We start from the raw sequence: 15,384 nt of genomic DNA on the forward strand, positions 1-15,384 counted from the left end.
TTTTATTTCCAAAATTGTTAAATTAGTGTATCAAATTATTAGGTATGAAAGATTTATTCATAAAACGTTTTGAGTATTATAAAATGCTTGGTGATAAGTCGTTTGAACAGCTTTCTGATGAACAGTTTTTCTGGCAATTCAACGAAGAAAGTAATTCAATAGCAGTTATTGTGAAACATATTGCCGGAAATATGCTGTCGAGATGGACGAATTTCTTAACAGAAGATGGTGAGAAAGCTTGGAGAAACCGTGATGAAGAATTTATCAATACTTTTAAAACAAAAGAAGAAGTTTTAGCATATTGGGAAAAAGGATGGGAATGTCTTTTTAATGCATTGAGTCAAATAAATGATGAGAATTTATATGCAACAATTTACATCAGAAGTGAAGCACACTCGGTAATTGATGCTGTTTTCCGTCAACTGGCACATTATCCTTATCATATCGGACAGGTCGTATATATTGCAAAAATGGTTAAAAACGATCATTGGAAAACACTTTCTATTGCCAGAAATAAGTCGCAGGAATTTAATACTGAAATGAAAAATAAGCTTGCTGAAAACGATTTGGAGTCAAATTCTTCGCCGGTTTGTTATCAAAATAGTCCGGAAGTAAGAGGAGAATTTAAGCAATAGACTGAATCAATTTAAAAATCATATTAAAATTACTATCTTTGCAACCACAAAAATCAGGAGTACATAAATGTCAACTTTTCAAAGAACTGCCGCATTTCACACCCTTGGCTGCAAATTAAATTTTGCGGAAACATCTACTATTGCTCGTCAATTAACAGATGCAGGTTATGATAAGGTGAGCTTTGATGAGAAAGCGAATATTTATGTTATCAATACATGTTCCGTAACGGAAAACGCCGATCGTGAGTGTAAACTCCACGTGAAAAGAGCCATGAAAGCCAATCCTGAAGGTTTGGTGGTGATTGTTGGATGTTACGCGCAATTAAAGCCTGAAGAAATTTCACAAATTGAAGGTGTTGATTTGGTGTTAGGAGCCAAAGAAAAATTCAATATTTTGAGCTACCTTGATGATTTAGAGAAATCTGAAAGTGAAGGTATCGTACATTCTTGTGAAATTGAAGAAACCGACTTCTTTATCGGAAGCTACTCTATTGGAGACAGAACCAGAGCTTTTCTGAAAGTTCAGGATGGTTGTGATTATAAATGTACCTACTGTACAATTCCTTTAGCAAGAGGGATTTCTCGTTCAGACACCATCGAAAATGTTCTGAAAAATGCCAAAGAAATTGCAGAAAGAGACATTAAGGAAATTGTTCTGACTGGTGTTAATATTGGAGATTACGGTAAAGGTGAATTCGGAAACAAAAAACACGAACATACTTTTCTGGATTTAATTTCAGAGCTCGATCAGGTTGAAGGAATCGAAAGAATCCGTATTTCTTCCATCGAACCCAATCTTTTAAAAGATGAAAGTATCGAGTTGGTTTCTAAAAGCAAAAGCTTTGTTCCGCATTTCCACATTCCTTTACAATCGGGAAGTGATGATTTGTTGAAAAAAATGAAGCGTCGTTACCTGACGAAGCTTTATAATGATAGAGTAAACAAAATTCGCGAGGTAATGCCTCATGCGGCTATTGGTGTTGATGTAATCGTTGGTTTTCCTGGTGAAACGGAAGAAAGATTCATGGAAACCTATAATTTCCTGAACGAGCTTCCGATTACTTACCTTCACGTATTTACTTATTCTGAAAGAGAAAATACAGAAGCTGTAGGAATGGAAGGTGTTGTTCCGATTCCTGAAAGAAAAAAACGCAACAAAATGCTAAGAATTTTATCTGAAAAGAAAAAAATGGCATTTTACCAAACTCAGCTTGGAAAGACTCTCCCTGTACTTTGGGAACACGAAAATAAAGACGGAAAAATGTTTGGCTTCACAGAAAATTATGTGAGAGTTCAAAAAGACTTTGACCAGGCTTCTGTTAATACAATCGAATTCTTAAATTTAGAAAAAATCCTGTCAGATGGCACGGTTTCTGTGCAATCTTCTTACGAAAGTTTTTTAGCAAAAGCATAGTCTCTTTGCAAAATTTCTACTAAATTTATTTTTAACTTTAAATACTACATTCATGAGAGATAAGTTTTTATCTTGGGGAATTGTATTAGTTATTGCTACATGGATTGTTGCAATACTAATAAGAACACACTATTGGATACCGATACTGCTATCCGCAATCTATGCATTGGGAGTTTACAATGCCTATCAGTCCAAACACGCTATTTTAAGGAATTTTCCTGTTTTGGGCTACTTTAGATACTTTTTTGAAAGTATCTCACCCGAAATGCAGCAGTATTTCATTGAAAGGGAAACTGATGGGAAACCATTTCCTAGAAATCAGCGTTCTGCAGTATATAGACGAGCTAAAAATTTAAGTGATACAGTAGCTTTTGGGACACAACTTGAAGTTAATCATCGAAAATATGAAGGAATTAAACATTCCATTTATGCTAAATCTCCTAAAGAAGAACTTCCGCGAGTTTGGGTAGGAGGAGAGCAATGTACACAGCCTTATCATGCTTCATTATTTAATATTTCGGCGATGAGTTTTGGAGCATTAAGCGACAGAGCGCAGATTTCATTGAATAGAGGAGCAAAAAAAGGTAATTTTTACCATAATACAGGTGAAGGAGGGATTTCTCCATATCATTTGGAAGGAGGAGATCTTTGCTGGCAAATCGGAACAGGGTATTTCGGATGTCGTGATGAGGAAGGGAAATTCAACCCTGAATTGTTTAAAAAGTATTCAACTATGCCGAATGTGAAAATGGTTGAAATAAAATTGTCTCAAGGGGCGAAACCAGGTCACGGAGGAGTTTTACCGGGAGTGAAAAATACAGTTGAAATTGCAAAAATTCGTCACGTCACACCAGGTGTTACGGTAATTTCCCCACCTTCGCATAGTTCTTTTTCTGATGCGGCAGGTTTGTTGAAGTTCGTACAACAATTGAGAGAACTTTCGGGTGGAAAACCTGTTGGATTTAAATTGTGTATCGGTGATACTAAAGAATTTGAAGATGTCTGTGTACAGATGAATGTATTAAAAATTTATCCGGATTTTATTACTATTGATGGAGCAGAAGGAGGAACAGGAGCAGCACCACCGGAATTTTCAGATGGAGTTGGAATGCCTTTGGAACCGGCTTTAATCTTTGTTAACAGAACACTTAAGAATTATAATTTAAGAGATAAGCTGAGAGTGATTGCCAGTGGAAAGGTTTTAACAAGTCTTGATATCTTAAGAGCAATTTCGATGGGAGCGGATATGTGTAATAATGCTAGAGGATTTATGTTCTCTTTGGGCTGTATTCAGGCCTTGAGATGTAATTCTAATAATTGTCCGACTGGTGTCGCTACTCAGGATAAAATGTTAATTAAAGGACTTGATGTGACGGATAAAGCAGAAAGAGTATATCATTTTCATAAAAATACGCTTCACACTTGCAATGAGCTCATAGCTGCAGCAGGAAGAAGTTCTTATGAAGAGGTTGATGCAACCATGTTTATGAGAGGTGATGAATTTGATCATCTGGCAGATTTGTATTTCCCGGATATTTTAGGAAATGTTAAGCAGAAAGCAAGGTCTTAAAAAGTAAATAAAAAAAGCGCTTCAAATTTTGAAGCGCTTTTTTTATTTTATTGATCAGCAGTAGGTCTTGGATTTGCTTTATATATTTGAAAATTAAATATAAAAGAAATATTCTTTAAAGAGTAATTATTGTAATTGTAGTGAGCATCTCTAGCGAAAGCTGCTCTTGACGGAACAATAATCACACCCTGTAAGTTATAAGCATCTCCATCTGCCATATTCGAAAATCCTTGAAAATGTGATAATCCTTCTTGGAATCCTTCGATTTCATAGAAGCTTCTGCTTTTTCCAGCGTCTTTCCATACTTGATCTTTAACATAATAGAAAAGGGGATCTGTTATAGGTGAACCTCCGCCATTAATTGTATTAACAAGGCTTCCTGCGAATGAAAAAGATACATTGCCATCAGTATTAGTAGCAAGATAATAGTTTGCTCTAATCATTGTTTTGATTTGAGTTTTTAAACTAAGGTCAGTAGCAAACGGATCAATTGGAACTCCAGATGTGGGTTGTGCACCGTCTCTTACAATGTAGATAACACCGGAGGGAAGTTTTACAGGATTTAATTCAGATAATTTCTTTTCATTATCATCTGCAGTATCTGTGGCACTAAATGTTTTTATATTTCCTTGGGTGTCTAAATAATTGTCATTTAGAAACTTTTGGATAGCCTGGTCATCGTATGAGTTTCTTACTGCTATGTCATCTGGCTCCACAAAAGTTTCAACTTCATCATCTTTTTTACAAGCAGAAAAACACAAAGATCCTGCTAGGATATATAAAAATATTTTTTTCATTTTTAAAAAAACTTTTAATTACTTTACAAATAATATAACGACAAAAGTATAAAAAATTATGAGAATAGATAAATTTTTATGGAGCATTCGTTTTTATAAGACCAGAACCGTTGCTACTGAGGAGATTAAAAAAAATAGAGTCGCTATTGGTGAGTCGGTGGTGAAGTCTTCTAAAGAAGTGAAGGAAGGTGATGTAATTAAGATCCGTAAAAATCAGATTGATTATAAAATTAAAGTAATTCAAATTCCTAAAAGTAGAATCGGAGCGAAGTTGGTTTCGCTTCATATAAAAGATGTAACAGATAAAGAACAGTACGAATTGCTAAAAATGCGTAAAATGTCACAGGATTATTACCGGAATAAGGGAGAGGGAAGACCTACAAAGAAAGATCGACGTGATATGGATGACTATGTAGAAAATGATGTACCCGCAGATTTTACAGACTGGGACGACTTTTTTGGTGAGACTGGGGATGATTCGGAAAATGAGGATTAATTTTATTTAAAAAACAAAAAGCTCTAGAGATAGAGCTTTTCTATTATTTCATCAACAATATTTTCTGGCTCTCTGGCATCAGTATTTACATTGATTTGAGCTTTATTATAAAAAACGTTTCTTTCGAAGAGATGTTTAGCAATAAATTCGGGAAGATTTTCATCAGAAATATTGGCAATCAACGGACGTTTTTCCTTTTGTTTTAAAAGCCTTTCTGATAAAGTAGCAACAGAAGCTCTTAAAAAAACGCTTTTTGAGCTGTGATTAATAATTTCCATGTTGTTATAATAAACAGGAGTTCCTCCACCAAGGCTCAAAATAACGTTTTCTTCAGATGCTAAAATTTCTTCCAATACCTCTCTTTCTAATTTTCTAAAGTAAATTTCTCCCTTTTTATCAAAGATTTCAGAGATTGTCAATTTATTCCTCCTAGAAATCTCTTTGTCGAGGTCAATTAATTTAAAATTTGTTTTTTCGCTTAATATTTTGGAAATGTGAGATTTGCCACTCCCCATGTATCCAACGAGTGAAATTATCATGAATTTTTTTTAAACAAATTTGCGAAAAAGTTTTGAGATAAAGAAAAAACTCATATCTTTGCACCACTAAAAACGAGGGACATTATTACAGTGTTAATCGATAATAGGTGACCGACTCGGTAGCTCAGCTGGTAGAGCAATACACTTTTAATGTATGGGTCCTGGGTTCGAATCCCAGCCGGGTCACAAAGCAAGAAAATTACTTGAATTTTGTAATTTTATTGCCTGCGTGGTGAAATTGGTAGACACGCCATCTTGAGGGGGTGGTTTCCTAAGGATGTGCTGGTTCGAGTCCAGTCGCAGGCACACTGCAAAAAAAATAAAATAATTGATGTGATTTATTAAAATTAATTTTATATTTATCATACAATTGTGGCCGACTCGGTAGCTCAGCTGGTAGAGCAATACACTTTTAATGTATGGGTCCTGGGTTCGAATCCCAGCCGGGTCACAAGTTTACTGAAAAGTAAATTTTTTTCATATTAATATTTTGTGATTTGGTGTTTCAAAGGCTTCGTAAGAAGCCTTTGATTTTTTGTGTTCAATCTAAAATAATAGAAGCAAAAGTTTTAGAAAAAGAACCGTAGGTAATCATTGATCTATTATTGCCAATTGGAGTCTCTTTTTTATTTTATTCAAAATCTAATTGAGAAAAATAAAATTTAAAGTGCTGGATCATATAGTTGTTATTTTGTGAATTGGTGTTTATTACAATAAAAAAACTCTGATGGTAATATCAGAGTTTGTCTTTTATAAAAATAGAGGTACAATATTAATCTAAATGCATATTGTCAATTAATCGAACTCCATCCACAATAACTACAATGAAAGCTCTGAAATTCTTGTCTTCGGAAAAAAGATTAGTCTCTTTTAAAGTTTCCTCGTCTGCAATTAAGAAATATTCGAGTTGCATGCCTTCTTGGTGATTAAAAATGTCCTGTACTTTCTCTTTGATTTCTGCTATGGTAATTTCTTTAAACCAACCATTTACCTTTTTTAATGTTGCATAAATGATTTTCGAAGCTTCTTTTCTATCCTCATGAAGTCTTTGGTTTCTAGAACTTAACGCTAAACCATTAGTCGCTCTGTAAATAGGAACTCCTTTTATTTTAATGGGAAGTTTTTTCTTTTCAACCATTTTTTTAATAATGGCTAATTGTTGGAAGTCTTTTTCTCCGAAATAAGCATTGTCGGGGTGTATCTGTCTAAAAAGCTCTTCTACAACTGTTCCAACCCCATCAAAATGACCAGGACGTGATTTTCCTTCCATTTCGTTTTCTAGTCCGTCGAAATCATAATGTTGACTTTCTGTTTTTTCGGGGTAAATATCTGCTACTTCGGGAGTGTATACAGCATCTACTAATCCTGAGTTTTTTAGAATTAAAATGTCTCGATTGACATCTCGGGGATATTTTTCTAAGTCTTCAGAGTTGTTGAATTGAGTGGGGTTTACGAAAATTGAAGAAATGACAAGATCGTTTTCTTTTCTGGCTTCTTCATAAAGAGAAAGATGTCCGTTATGCAATGCTCCCATTGTAGGAGCGAAGCCGATTCTTTTTCCCATTTCTTTCTGTCTTTCAATGAAATCCTGAAGTGTTTTTTTATTTTTTAAAACTTCCATAGTTCGTTATAATAATATTTCAAAAATACTAAAAATATCATATAATACTGTGTAGTTTGATAATTTGAAAAAGGGAATTATCGTAAAAAAATGTTAATTAAAATAATGTTGGATGTTTTTTTGTAATTTTGCACATTAAAGCATTTTTACAAAAAATTAGATAGAAGTTTATGCCGAATCAAAAGATACTGTACATTACCACAGAAATGTACCCTTACCAGGAAGATACAAATTTAGCAACAGTGGTAAACAAAATGGCACTTAAGATGCACAACGATGGCAATGATGTAAGAGTTTTTATGCCAAGATTTGGACAAATAAGTGAAAGGAAGTTTCAGCTGCACGAGGTTATCCGCCTCTCAGGAATGAATATTATTATCAATGATCTAGATCAGCCACTTATCATTAAGGTAGCTTCTCTTCCAGGGGAAAGACTTCAGGTTTACTTTATAGATAATGAAGAATATTTCAAAAGAAAGCAGTATTATTTTGATGATGAAGGAAACCCTTTTGATGACAATGATGAAAGAGCAATCTTTTTTGCGAGAGGGGTTATTGAAACCATTAAAAAGCTAAACTGGGTTCCGGACGTAATCCATTTGAATGGATGGATGTCTTCTTTCGTTCCAATTTACTTGAAAACATATTACGAAACTGATGCATATTTCAAAGATGCTAAAATAGTGCTGTCTCTTTACAATGAGAAAGATGCTGCTTTAAGTGATAAAATTGAGGAAAAGCTTAAGTTTGATAATATTTCTGGTTTAAAAACGTTAAATAATCCAACAATTCAAAACGTTGTGATTGAAAGTATGAGCTACGTAGACTCTATTGTAAAAGGAGATGAGTTCTTAAACGAAGACTTAGATAAAGCTTTCAACGAAACCGGTACATCAAAATCAGAATATCTTGATGTAGATTCTATAAACCAACTTTATTAAAAAACACATTTTAATGACTTATACTATTAAAAAATCTTTCGCCATTTTGTTTATGGCGATTTTTGGAAGTGTATTATTATACAATTGTGAGCCTGAAACAGATACTTTAGGAGAGCAGTTGTTTTTAAATGGAGCAGTTCAAGGAGACGAGACGCCTTATGATGTAATTGCTTTTAATATTGATAATCATGATAGTATCCGTAGTGACGCCGGAAAGTTAGGTGCCGGAGTTCTTGGAGCTTTTTCGGAAGATCAGTTTGGAAGACAGAAAGCTTCTTATCTTACACAGCTGAGATTATCAACATATGATCCTGATTTTGGAAAAAATGCAACTGTAGATTCTGTAGTTTTAGTAATGAAACCAACTTATGCAAGTGATTCGGTTACTACAACTACAGACGAAAGTTATGTCTTTGCCGGTGTTGATGGTAATGTAGATGCTAAAAAAGTGGTAAATACTTACCCTGTGCGAAAATTCGGGAAAGCTAAAATAAATGGTAAAACTACATTTAATATTAAAGTTTTTGAAGTAACGGATTTCCTAAAATCAGTTTCGGATACGGTAAAATCTAATCAGACCTTCGCATATGACCCAACGGCCTTAGGGGCAAAAGAATTTAAAGGAGATATAAATTCTATAGCAATTACTAAAGATTCTGATGGAAGTTCATTGTTTACAACGGCTACACCTGGGATTAGAATTAAGCTTAACAAAGATTTCTTCCAGGATAAAATTATTGCAAAGCAGGATAAACCGGAACTTCAGGATGCTTCTAATTTTATAAGACATATTAAAGGTCTTAGAATAGCGGTTGACGAATCGGATGGTTACCTATTCCAATTCTCTCCAAATACAATGGAGCTTATCATGTATTATAAATATGATAAGGTAGATGGGAGTACAACAACAAGACCTCAAAAAACTTATTCATTTGATCTAGGATCTTCTAACGCACATATTGGTCAATATGAGTATAATAGAACCAATTCTGCTTGGGCTAACAGTACAATTGGAAATCCGTCGCAAGGAGACAAAAAACTATTCTTACAGGGAATGGGAGGTCCTTCGATCGGGATTAAAATCCCTGATGGGGAGATAGATAAGCTTAAGAAATTGTATAATGATAAGAAATCAGCAATTATTAGTGCTAAAATAAGAATATATGCAGATCCAGCATGGAATAATAACTATGCTAAGCCAACGGAGCTCACTTTCTTGCAAAAATATAAGGATGGTACTAAAACTAAAACTAATTTTACGGATGATATATTTAGTTTAGTTGGCGTTCCAGGATATACTCTTTTTAAATATTATAATCTTGATAAAAACTCGGCGTATTATGAATTTATTGTTACTAAATCCGTAAAAGATTTAGTAGAGAAGGGAGCGGATAATTCTACCAAATATTTTAGAATTGATATGGCAGCTTTCTTAAATAATTCAGCTGGAACAGGTTTAGCAGGATTTCAGTATACTTCTAGATCATATGATACAAACAGACTTGTATTTGTAGGAAATGATTCATCTAGTCAAAACAAAATACAGCTTTTAGTTGTTCACAGTAAAAAATAAAATACAAATAAAAAACACGAGATAAATTATGTGCGGAATAGTAGGGTATACAGGATTTCAAGATGCGTATGATATTGTTATCAATGGTCTTAGAAGATTGGAATATAGAGGGTATGATAGTGCAGGGATTGTTTTAGAAGATGGAAATAGCAAATTTGAAGTTGAAAAAACGAAAGGGAAAGTAGATGACTTAGTAAAGATTTCTGAAGGACTGAAGGGTACTGCTAAAATTGGTATGGGACATACTCGTTGGGCTACACATGGAGTTCCTAGCGATAGAAACTCTCACCCACACCTTTCTAATAATAATAAAATTGCGCTTGTTCACAATGGTATTATAGAGAACTATGATACTATTAAAACAATGTTGACGGAAAAAGGATTTACTTTCAAATCTGAGACTGATACTGAGGTTTTGGTGAATCTTATCCAGTATTTTATGGATCTAAATTCCGAAATGGATTTTCCTACTGCGGTAAGATATGCCCTTAATGAAGTATATGGTGCGTATGCTATCACAGTAATGCATGAAGATTTTCCAGGAGTACTGGTTGTAGGAAGATTAGGATCTCCTTTAGCAATTGGTATTGGTGAAAAAGAATATTTTATTGCTTCTGATGCCTCTCCTTTTGTAGAATTTACGAAAGAAGCAATATATCTTGAAGAAGGTCATATGGCTACAATTTCTTTAGAAAATGGAGTAGATATCAGAACTATTAATGATAATTCTAAAATAGAACCTGAAATTCAAGAACTTAAATTGAGTCTTGAGCAGATTGAAAAAGGAGGTTACGAACATTTTATGTTAAAAGAAATTTTCGAGCAGCCAAAATCTATACACGATACCATGAGAGGTAGACTTCTTGTAGATGAAGGGGTTATCAAAATGGCTGGAATCTGGGATCATATTGAAAGATTCAAAAATGCGAACAGAATTATCATCATTGCTTGTGGAACCTCTTGGCACGCAGGTCTTATCGGTGAGTATTTAATTGAAGAATATGCGAGAATTCCGGTTGAAGTAGAATATGCTTCAGAATTCAGATACAGAAACCCAATCATTACGGATAAAGATGTGGTGATTGCAATTTCTCAATCAGGAGAGACTGCCGATACAATGGCTGCATTAAAATTAGCTAAAGAAAAAGGAGCATTTATATATGGTATTTGTAATGTTGTGGATTCTTCAATTGCAAGAATTACAGATGCAGGTTCATACACGCATGCAGGTCCTGAAATTGGAGTAGCTTCAACGAAAGCTTTTACTGCACAGTTGACAATCCTTACTTTAATTGCATTTAAATTAGGTAAACATAACGGAAACCTAGGGAATGCGGATTTTATGAGCTTAATTGCTGAATTAGATGCTATTCCTAAAAGAATTGAAGATGTTCTAAGTTCAACACACGAATTGGTTCAAAATATTGCAAAAGATTTTGTAAATACTACCAACTTCCTATATTTAGGAAGAGGATATAATTATCCGGCAGCATTGGAAGGGGCTCTGAAATTAAAGGAAATTTCCTATATTCATGCAGAAGGATATCCGGCTGCAGAAATGAAGCATGGTCCTATTGCTTTAATTGATGAAAATATGCCAATTGTTATCATTGCTCCGAAAAAAGGGCATTATGATAAGATTGTAAGTAATGTTCAGGAAATTAAAGCGAGAAAAGGAAAAGTTATTGCGGTTGTTAATAAAGGAGATACTCAAGTAAGTGCGATGGCAGATTATGTTATCGAAATTCCTGAGACTTCTGAATGTTTCTCACCAATTGTTGCATCAGTGCCATTACAGTTATTGGCGTACTATATTGCAGTGTATAGAGGAGCAAATGTGGACCAGCCAAGAAACCTTGCAAAATCTGTAACTGTGGAATAAAAAATTGGTGTAAATAAAATAAATTTAGATTTCTTCCGTTATTTCAAAAAAAATCTTAAAAGTTTCTTAAAAAAATTATATATTTACGGCTTAATTATAAAAATTAACATGAAAAGGATATTTCTTTTATTATTGTCTGCGTCAGTAGCGTCGGTATCTTGTTCAGGTGGTGGTACTTCTTCTGTAGGGAAACCAGGAACGAAAGGAGAATTGATACCAAGAGAAAAAGCAAAATCATTTGTTGCGGAAAGACCATATGGTATGGTTGCGATTCCTGCAGGCTCGTTTATAGCGGGTATGGCAGATCAGGACCCAACAAACTCTCCGGAAAAATCAGCGTTGAAAACATCAACGGTTTCTTCTTTCTTCATGGACGAAGCTGAAACTACGAATGCGGAATACAGACTGTTTATCAATTACGTGAGAGACTCTATTGCCAGAACATTGCTTGCAGAAGCAGCAGGTGAAGGCGGAGATGGCAAAGGAAAAGGAGCTAGTATTGGAGACTATGCTTACCTTGCTAAAAAAGAAGATAATTTAACACCATATCAAGAATATTTAGAAGGCCAAGGTGGCGGAGATGAAGGAAGCTACGATGCAAGTAAGAAATTAGATTGGAAAATTCCATTGAACTGGAATACTTCAAAATATCCGGATGTAGAATATGCAGAGGTTTTAGAATCAATGTATCTTCCGGCTTCTTCTAGAGTTGGAAGCGAGAGAATTCTAGATGTAAGTAAATTAAAATACAACTATCAGTGGGGAGACATGGATGCTGCTATTGCTGATAATGAAAGAGGAGCAAATTATTTGAAAAAAGAAAGTATTGCTGTATATCCGGATACTACGGTTTGGGTAAAAGACTTTCACTTTACTTATAATGAGCCATTATTTGAACAATATTTCTGGCACAAAGCTTACAAAGACTATCCTGTAGTTGGGGTAACTTGGGATCAGGCAAGAGCTTATTGTAATTTTAGATCTAAATTAAAATCTGATTACAATGAAAGTTTAAAAAGAAGAAAACAAAGACCTTTGAAATTCCGTCTACCTAACGAGACTGAATGGGAATATGCTGCAAAAGGAGGAAAGCAAAATGCTACTTATCCTTGGGGAGGACCTTACTTAATGGATGATAGAGGTTGTTATCTAGCAAACTTTAAGCCAAAAAGAGGTAACTATATGGAGGACGATAAAAAAGGTACTTATACTTATACTGCTCCAGTAAAGAAATTTAGAAAGAACGGATTCGGTTTATATGACATGGCTGGAAACGTTGCTGAATGGACGGAGTCTGGATATAATAATTCATCTGCAGTATTTACTTCTACGCTTAACCCATCTACTAAAGATAAATCAGACTCTAGAAAATCTGTAAGAGGAGGTTCTTGGAAAGATGTTGGGTATATGTTGATGACTGGTATGAGAGATTGGGAAAGAAAAGATTCTGCAAGAAGTTATATTGGATTTAGAACAGTACAGGATATCCCTGAAGCTGCTGTAAAACCAAGAAAAATAAACAGATAACCAATAAAACTAATTTTACACTAACATTAAAAAAAACTAACTTATATGTTTAAGACTAAAGATGCTTGGATGAATTTCTTCTATTCATTCGGTGCTGCAATTGTAATTCTTGGAGCTTGGCTTAAAATTACTCACATTACACTGGGACCTATTAATGGTAATATTGCTCTTACAGTAGGACTTATTACTGAAGCTATTATCTTCATCATTTTTGCCTTTGACCCTCCGAAAAATGAAGAGTCTTATGCTTGGGAAAATGTTTATCCTGAATTATTAGATAAACATGCAAACCCTAACCCATTACATTCTAATGTTTCTACTAGAAATAATAACAACCACTTAGCAGAATTAGAGAACTCTCTTTCTGGTAAACTTGACAAAATGTTACAGGATGCAAAACTTGACGTTCAGTTATTTGATAGATTAAGAACAGGAATCGATAAATTTTCTAGCTCTGTAGACCAGATCAACCAAACAGTAGACGTATCTGCTTCTACTCACAAATATAATGATCAGTTGAACAAAGCTGCTGAGCACATGGAAAGTATGAATGCTTTATACGCTATGCAATTGGAAAGCGGTAAAAGACAATCAGAATTTGCAAACAAATATGTTGCAGATATGCAAAAATCTGCTGAACAATCAGAAAAATTCAACCAAGAGTTACAAGGCTTAACGTCTAATTTAAATAATTTAAATAGAGTTTATGGCGGTATGTTAACTGCGATGAAGTCTTAATTTCTTAACCATTTCTAAATTTTAATTATTTAATCAAACAAAAGAAAAGAGAATGGCAAAAGGAAAACAGACTCCACGTCAGAAGATGATCAACCTTATGTATTTGGTGTTCATCGCGATGATGGCCCTAAATATTGATGTTGAAATTATTAGGTCGTTTTACGACTCTACAATATCTCTTAACCAAACCCGTAACTTAACGGAGCAAAAGAATAAAGATATTTTTGAAAAAACGCTTGAAGCTAAAGCTCAGCAAGTTCCAGATACTTATGCACAACCATGGGAACAGTATAAAGTATTGAGAGATAAAATTGATGGGTTAGTTTCAGCTGCAGAAGAGGTAAAAACTACACTTAAAAAACATTCAGAATTCCACGATAAAGATGAAGCGGGGAAAGATATGGATGTAAGTGAAAACTTCTCAGCATTAAATAATAATGAAGCGACTACTGAATACTTCTTCAACGGAGGAGACGAAAACAGTCCATCAAAAAATGCTTTGGCATTAAAAGCAAAAATCGATGATGTAAGAAAGTATATCAACGCTACATTTGGTGGAAATCCGCAATTGGCAAAGTTAGTAGAAAGAGCAAATGCTTCTTTAATTGCTGAATATCCTCAAGGAAAATCTCCGAACGGTAAGACTTGGTTTCAGAATAAATTCTATCACCAGCCACTTATTGCAGCGATTTCTAATTTAGGAATTATCCAGAATGATGCAAGAAACGTACAATCAGATGCATTGGCGTTAATGCTACAAGAGAAAGTAGATGCTAGTATCAAGTTTACAAGCTACGAAGCTATTGTTTCTGCTCCTACAGATATCGTTGCAGGTAATAAAGCTGAAGCAGTTGTAATGTTAGGTAACTATTCTAACAGTAACAAAATTAGTATTAGTGGAGTTGGTAGACAGGAAAACGGTAAAGGATTCCTTTCTTTAAACACAGGAGGATTGGGTGAACACAAAATTGGAGGTGTTATTACACTTACTGATGCTACAGGTAAAGCTCAACCTTTCACATGGACTCATACTTATAACGTAATTGCTGGTCCGCAAGAAGTAAAACTTGAAAAAGGATTATTACTTTCTGCTGATAAGATGAATGTAATGTATAGAGGATTAGAAAACCCAGTATCTGGATCTATCTTAGGTGCTGATAATTCTAAACTTACATTATCTGCTCCAGGAGCTTTAGTTAGAAGTACAGGACCAGGTAAATGGATTGTGAAGCCACAAGCTGGAAATGTTGTTAAATTAACATTGTCTGGTAGAGAGCCTAACGGTAAAGCTGTTTCTCAGGTATTTGAGTACAGAATTAAAAATGTACCACCGCCGCAAGGACAGATGAGAGGACAGAATGTATTAACAATGCCGGCTCAATCGATTCAGAATCAAACAGTTCAGGCTGCGATTCCTGACTTTGATTTCCCTGTAACGTTTACTGTAACTGAATTTATGGTTAGAGTTCCGGGAAGAGCAGCAATGCTTGTGAAAGGAAATTCATTACAAGATGCAGCTGGTCTATTGAAAAATGTAAGATCAGGTGATGATGTATCAATTATTGAAATAAAGGCGACAGCTCAAGGATTGGAAGGACCTATTAAGAGAATTACTCCAATTATTATACATGTTCCATAATTTTAAATAGCA

13 protein-coding genes and 3 tRNA genes are annotated in these 15,384 nt (G+C 34.5%); 13 read left to right on the top strand and 3 right to left on the bottom strand.

What is annotated here, in order from left to right; all coding sequences use genetic code 11:
- Positions 1-44: 44 nt before the first annotated feature.
- The 3 genes from LV842_RS07220 (at position 45) to LV842_RS07230 (ending at position 3,619) form a co-directional block, all read left to right on the top strand.
- Positions 45-635, top strand: coding sequence for a DUF1572 domain-containing protein (locus LV842_RS07220; protein WP_233110784.1), 591 nt, complete (start codon positions 45-47; stop codon positions 633-635).
- 67 nt (positions 636-702) lie between these two features.
- The gene (mtaB, locus tag LV842_RS07225; protein ID WP_233110785.1) at positions 703-2,049 is read left to right on the top strand and encodes a tRNA (N(6)-L-threonylcarbamoyladenosine(37)-C(2))-methylthiotransferase MtaB; all 1,347 of its coding nucleotides are present in this window, start codon (positions 703-705) and stop codon (positions 2,047-2,049) included.
- Positions 2,050-2,101: 52 nt separating this feature from the next.
- On the top strand, positions 2,102-3,619 hold the full coding sequence (locus LV842_RS07230) for an FMN-binding glutamate synthase family protein (protein ID WP_233110786.1): 1,518 nt from the start codon (positions 2,102-2,104) through the stop codon (positions 3,617-3,619).
- Positions 3,620-3,666: 47 nt separating this feature from the next.
- Here the strand turns inward: LV842_RS07230 and LV842_RS07235 are convergent, their stop codons facing one another.
- Positions 3,667-4,416: a hypothetical protein gene (locus LV842_RS07235; RefSeq protein ID WP_233110787.1), complete on the bottom strand. Its 750-nt coding sequence runs from the start codon at positions 4,414-4,416 to the stop codon at positions 3,667-3,669.
- Positions 4,417-4,474: 58 nt separating this feature from the next.
- On the opposite strand from LV842_RS07235, the gene LV842_RS07240 reads away from it, so the two are divergent.
- On the top strand, positions 4,475-4,912 hold the full coding sequence (locus tag LV842_RS07240; RefSeq protein ID WP_233110788.1) for an RNA-binding S4 domain-containing protein: 438 nt from the start codon (positions 4,475-4,477) through the stop codon (positions 4,910-4,912).
- A 23-nt stretch (positions 4,913-4,935) separates the two neighbouring features.
- On the opposite strand, the gene LV842_RS07245 is transcribed toward LV842_RS07240, so the two are convergent.
- On the bottom strand, positions 4,936-5,451 hold the full coding sequence (locus tag LV842_RS07245) for a shikimate kinase (protein ID WP_233110789.1): 516 nt from the start codon (positions 5,449-5,451) through the stop codon (positions 4,936-4,938).
- A gap of 113 nt (positions 5,452-5,564) precedes the next feature.
- Between LV842_RS07245 and LV842_RS07250 the strand changes: the two genes are divergently transcribed.
- The 3 genes from LV842_RS07250 (at position 5,565) to LV842_RS07260 (ending at position 5,902) form a co-directional block, all read left to right on the top strand.
- Positions 5,565-5,637, top strand: a tRNA-Lys gene (locus LV842_RS07250).
- A 37-nt stretch (positions 5,638-5,674) separates the two neighbouring features.
- Positions 5,675-5,757: transfer RNA gene (locus LV842_RS07255), tRNA-Leu, on the top strand.
- A 72-nt stretch (positions 5,758-5,829) separates the two neighbouring features.
- Positions 5,830-5,902: transfer RNA gene (locus LV842_RS07260), tRNA-Lys, on the top strand.
- 321 nt (positions 5,903-6,223) lie between these two features.
- Here the strand turns inward: LV842_RS07260 and panC are convergent.
- Positions 6,224-7,072: a pantoate--beta-alanine ligase gene (panC, locus tag LV842_RS07265; RefSeq protein ID WP_233110790.1), complete on the bottom strand. Its 849-nt coding sequence runs from the start codon at positions 7,070-7,072 to the stop codon at positions 6,224-6,226.
- 170 nt (positions 7,073-7,242) lie between these two features.
- On the opposite strand from panC, the gene LV842_RS07270 reads away from it, so the two are divergent.
- The 6 genes from LV842_RS07270 to porM all read left to right on the top strand — a co-directional run bounded on the left by LV842_RS07270 (position 7,243) and on the right by porM (position 15,372).
- Positions 7,243-8,013 carry a glycogen/starch synthase gene (locus LV842_RS07270; protein ID WP_233110791.1) on the top strand — a complete coding sequence of 257 codons (771 nt, stop codon included), beginning with the start codon at positions 7,243-7,245 and terminating at the stop codon, positions 8,011-8,013.
- 13 nt (positions 8,014-8,026) lie between these two features.
- A complete protein-coding gene (locus LV842_RS07275) occupies positions 8,027-9,586 on the top strand; it encodes a DUF4270 family protein (protein ID WP_233110792.1) in 1,560 nt (519 codons plus the stop codon).
- 28 nt (positions 9,587-9,614) lie between these two features.
- A complete protein-coding gene (glmS, locus tag LV842_RS07280) occupies positions 9,615-11,468 on the top strand; it encodes a glutamine--fructose-6-phosphate transaminase (isomerizing) (RefSeq protein ID WP_233110793.1) in 1,854 nt (617 codons plus the stop codon).
- 108 nt (positions 11,469-11,576) lie between these two features.
- Complete coding sequence (porK, locus tag LV842_RS07285; protein ID WP_233110794.1) at positions 11,577-12,995, top strand: T9SS ring complex lipoprotein PorK/GldK; 1,419 nt, start codon at positions 11,577-11,579, stop codon at positions 12,993-12,995.
- 45 nt (positions 12,996-13,040) lie between these two features.
- Entirely contained in the window at positions 13,041-13,733 is a 693-nt protein-coding gene (porL, locus tag LV842_RS07290; protein WP_233110795.1) for a type IX secretion system motor protein PorL/GldL, read from the top strand.
- Positions 13,734-13,785: 52 nt separating this feature from the next.
- Positions 13,786-15,372 (top strand): type IX secretion system motor protein PorM/GldM, encoded by a 1,587-nt coding sequence (gene porM, locus LV842_RS07295; protein WP_233110796.1) that lies wholly within the window; start codon positions 13,786-13,788, stop codon positions 15,370-15,372.
- Positions 15,373-15,384: the final 12 nt, after the last annotated feature.

The organism is Chryseobacterium gwangjuense (assembly GCF_021311115.1).
Classification (GTDB): Bacteria; Bacteroidota; Bacteroidia; order Flavobacteriales; family Weeksellaceae; genus Chryseobacterium; species Chryseobacterium gwangjuense.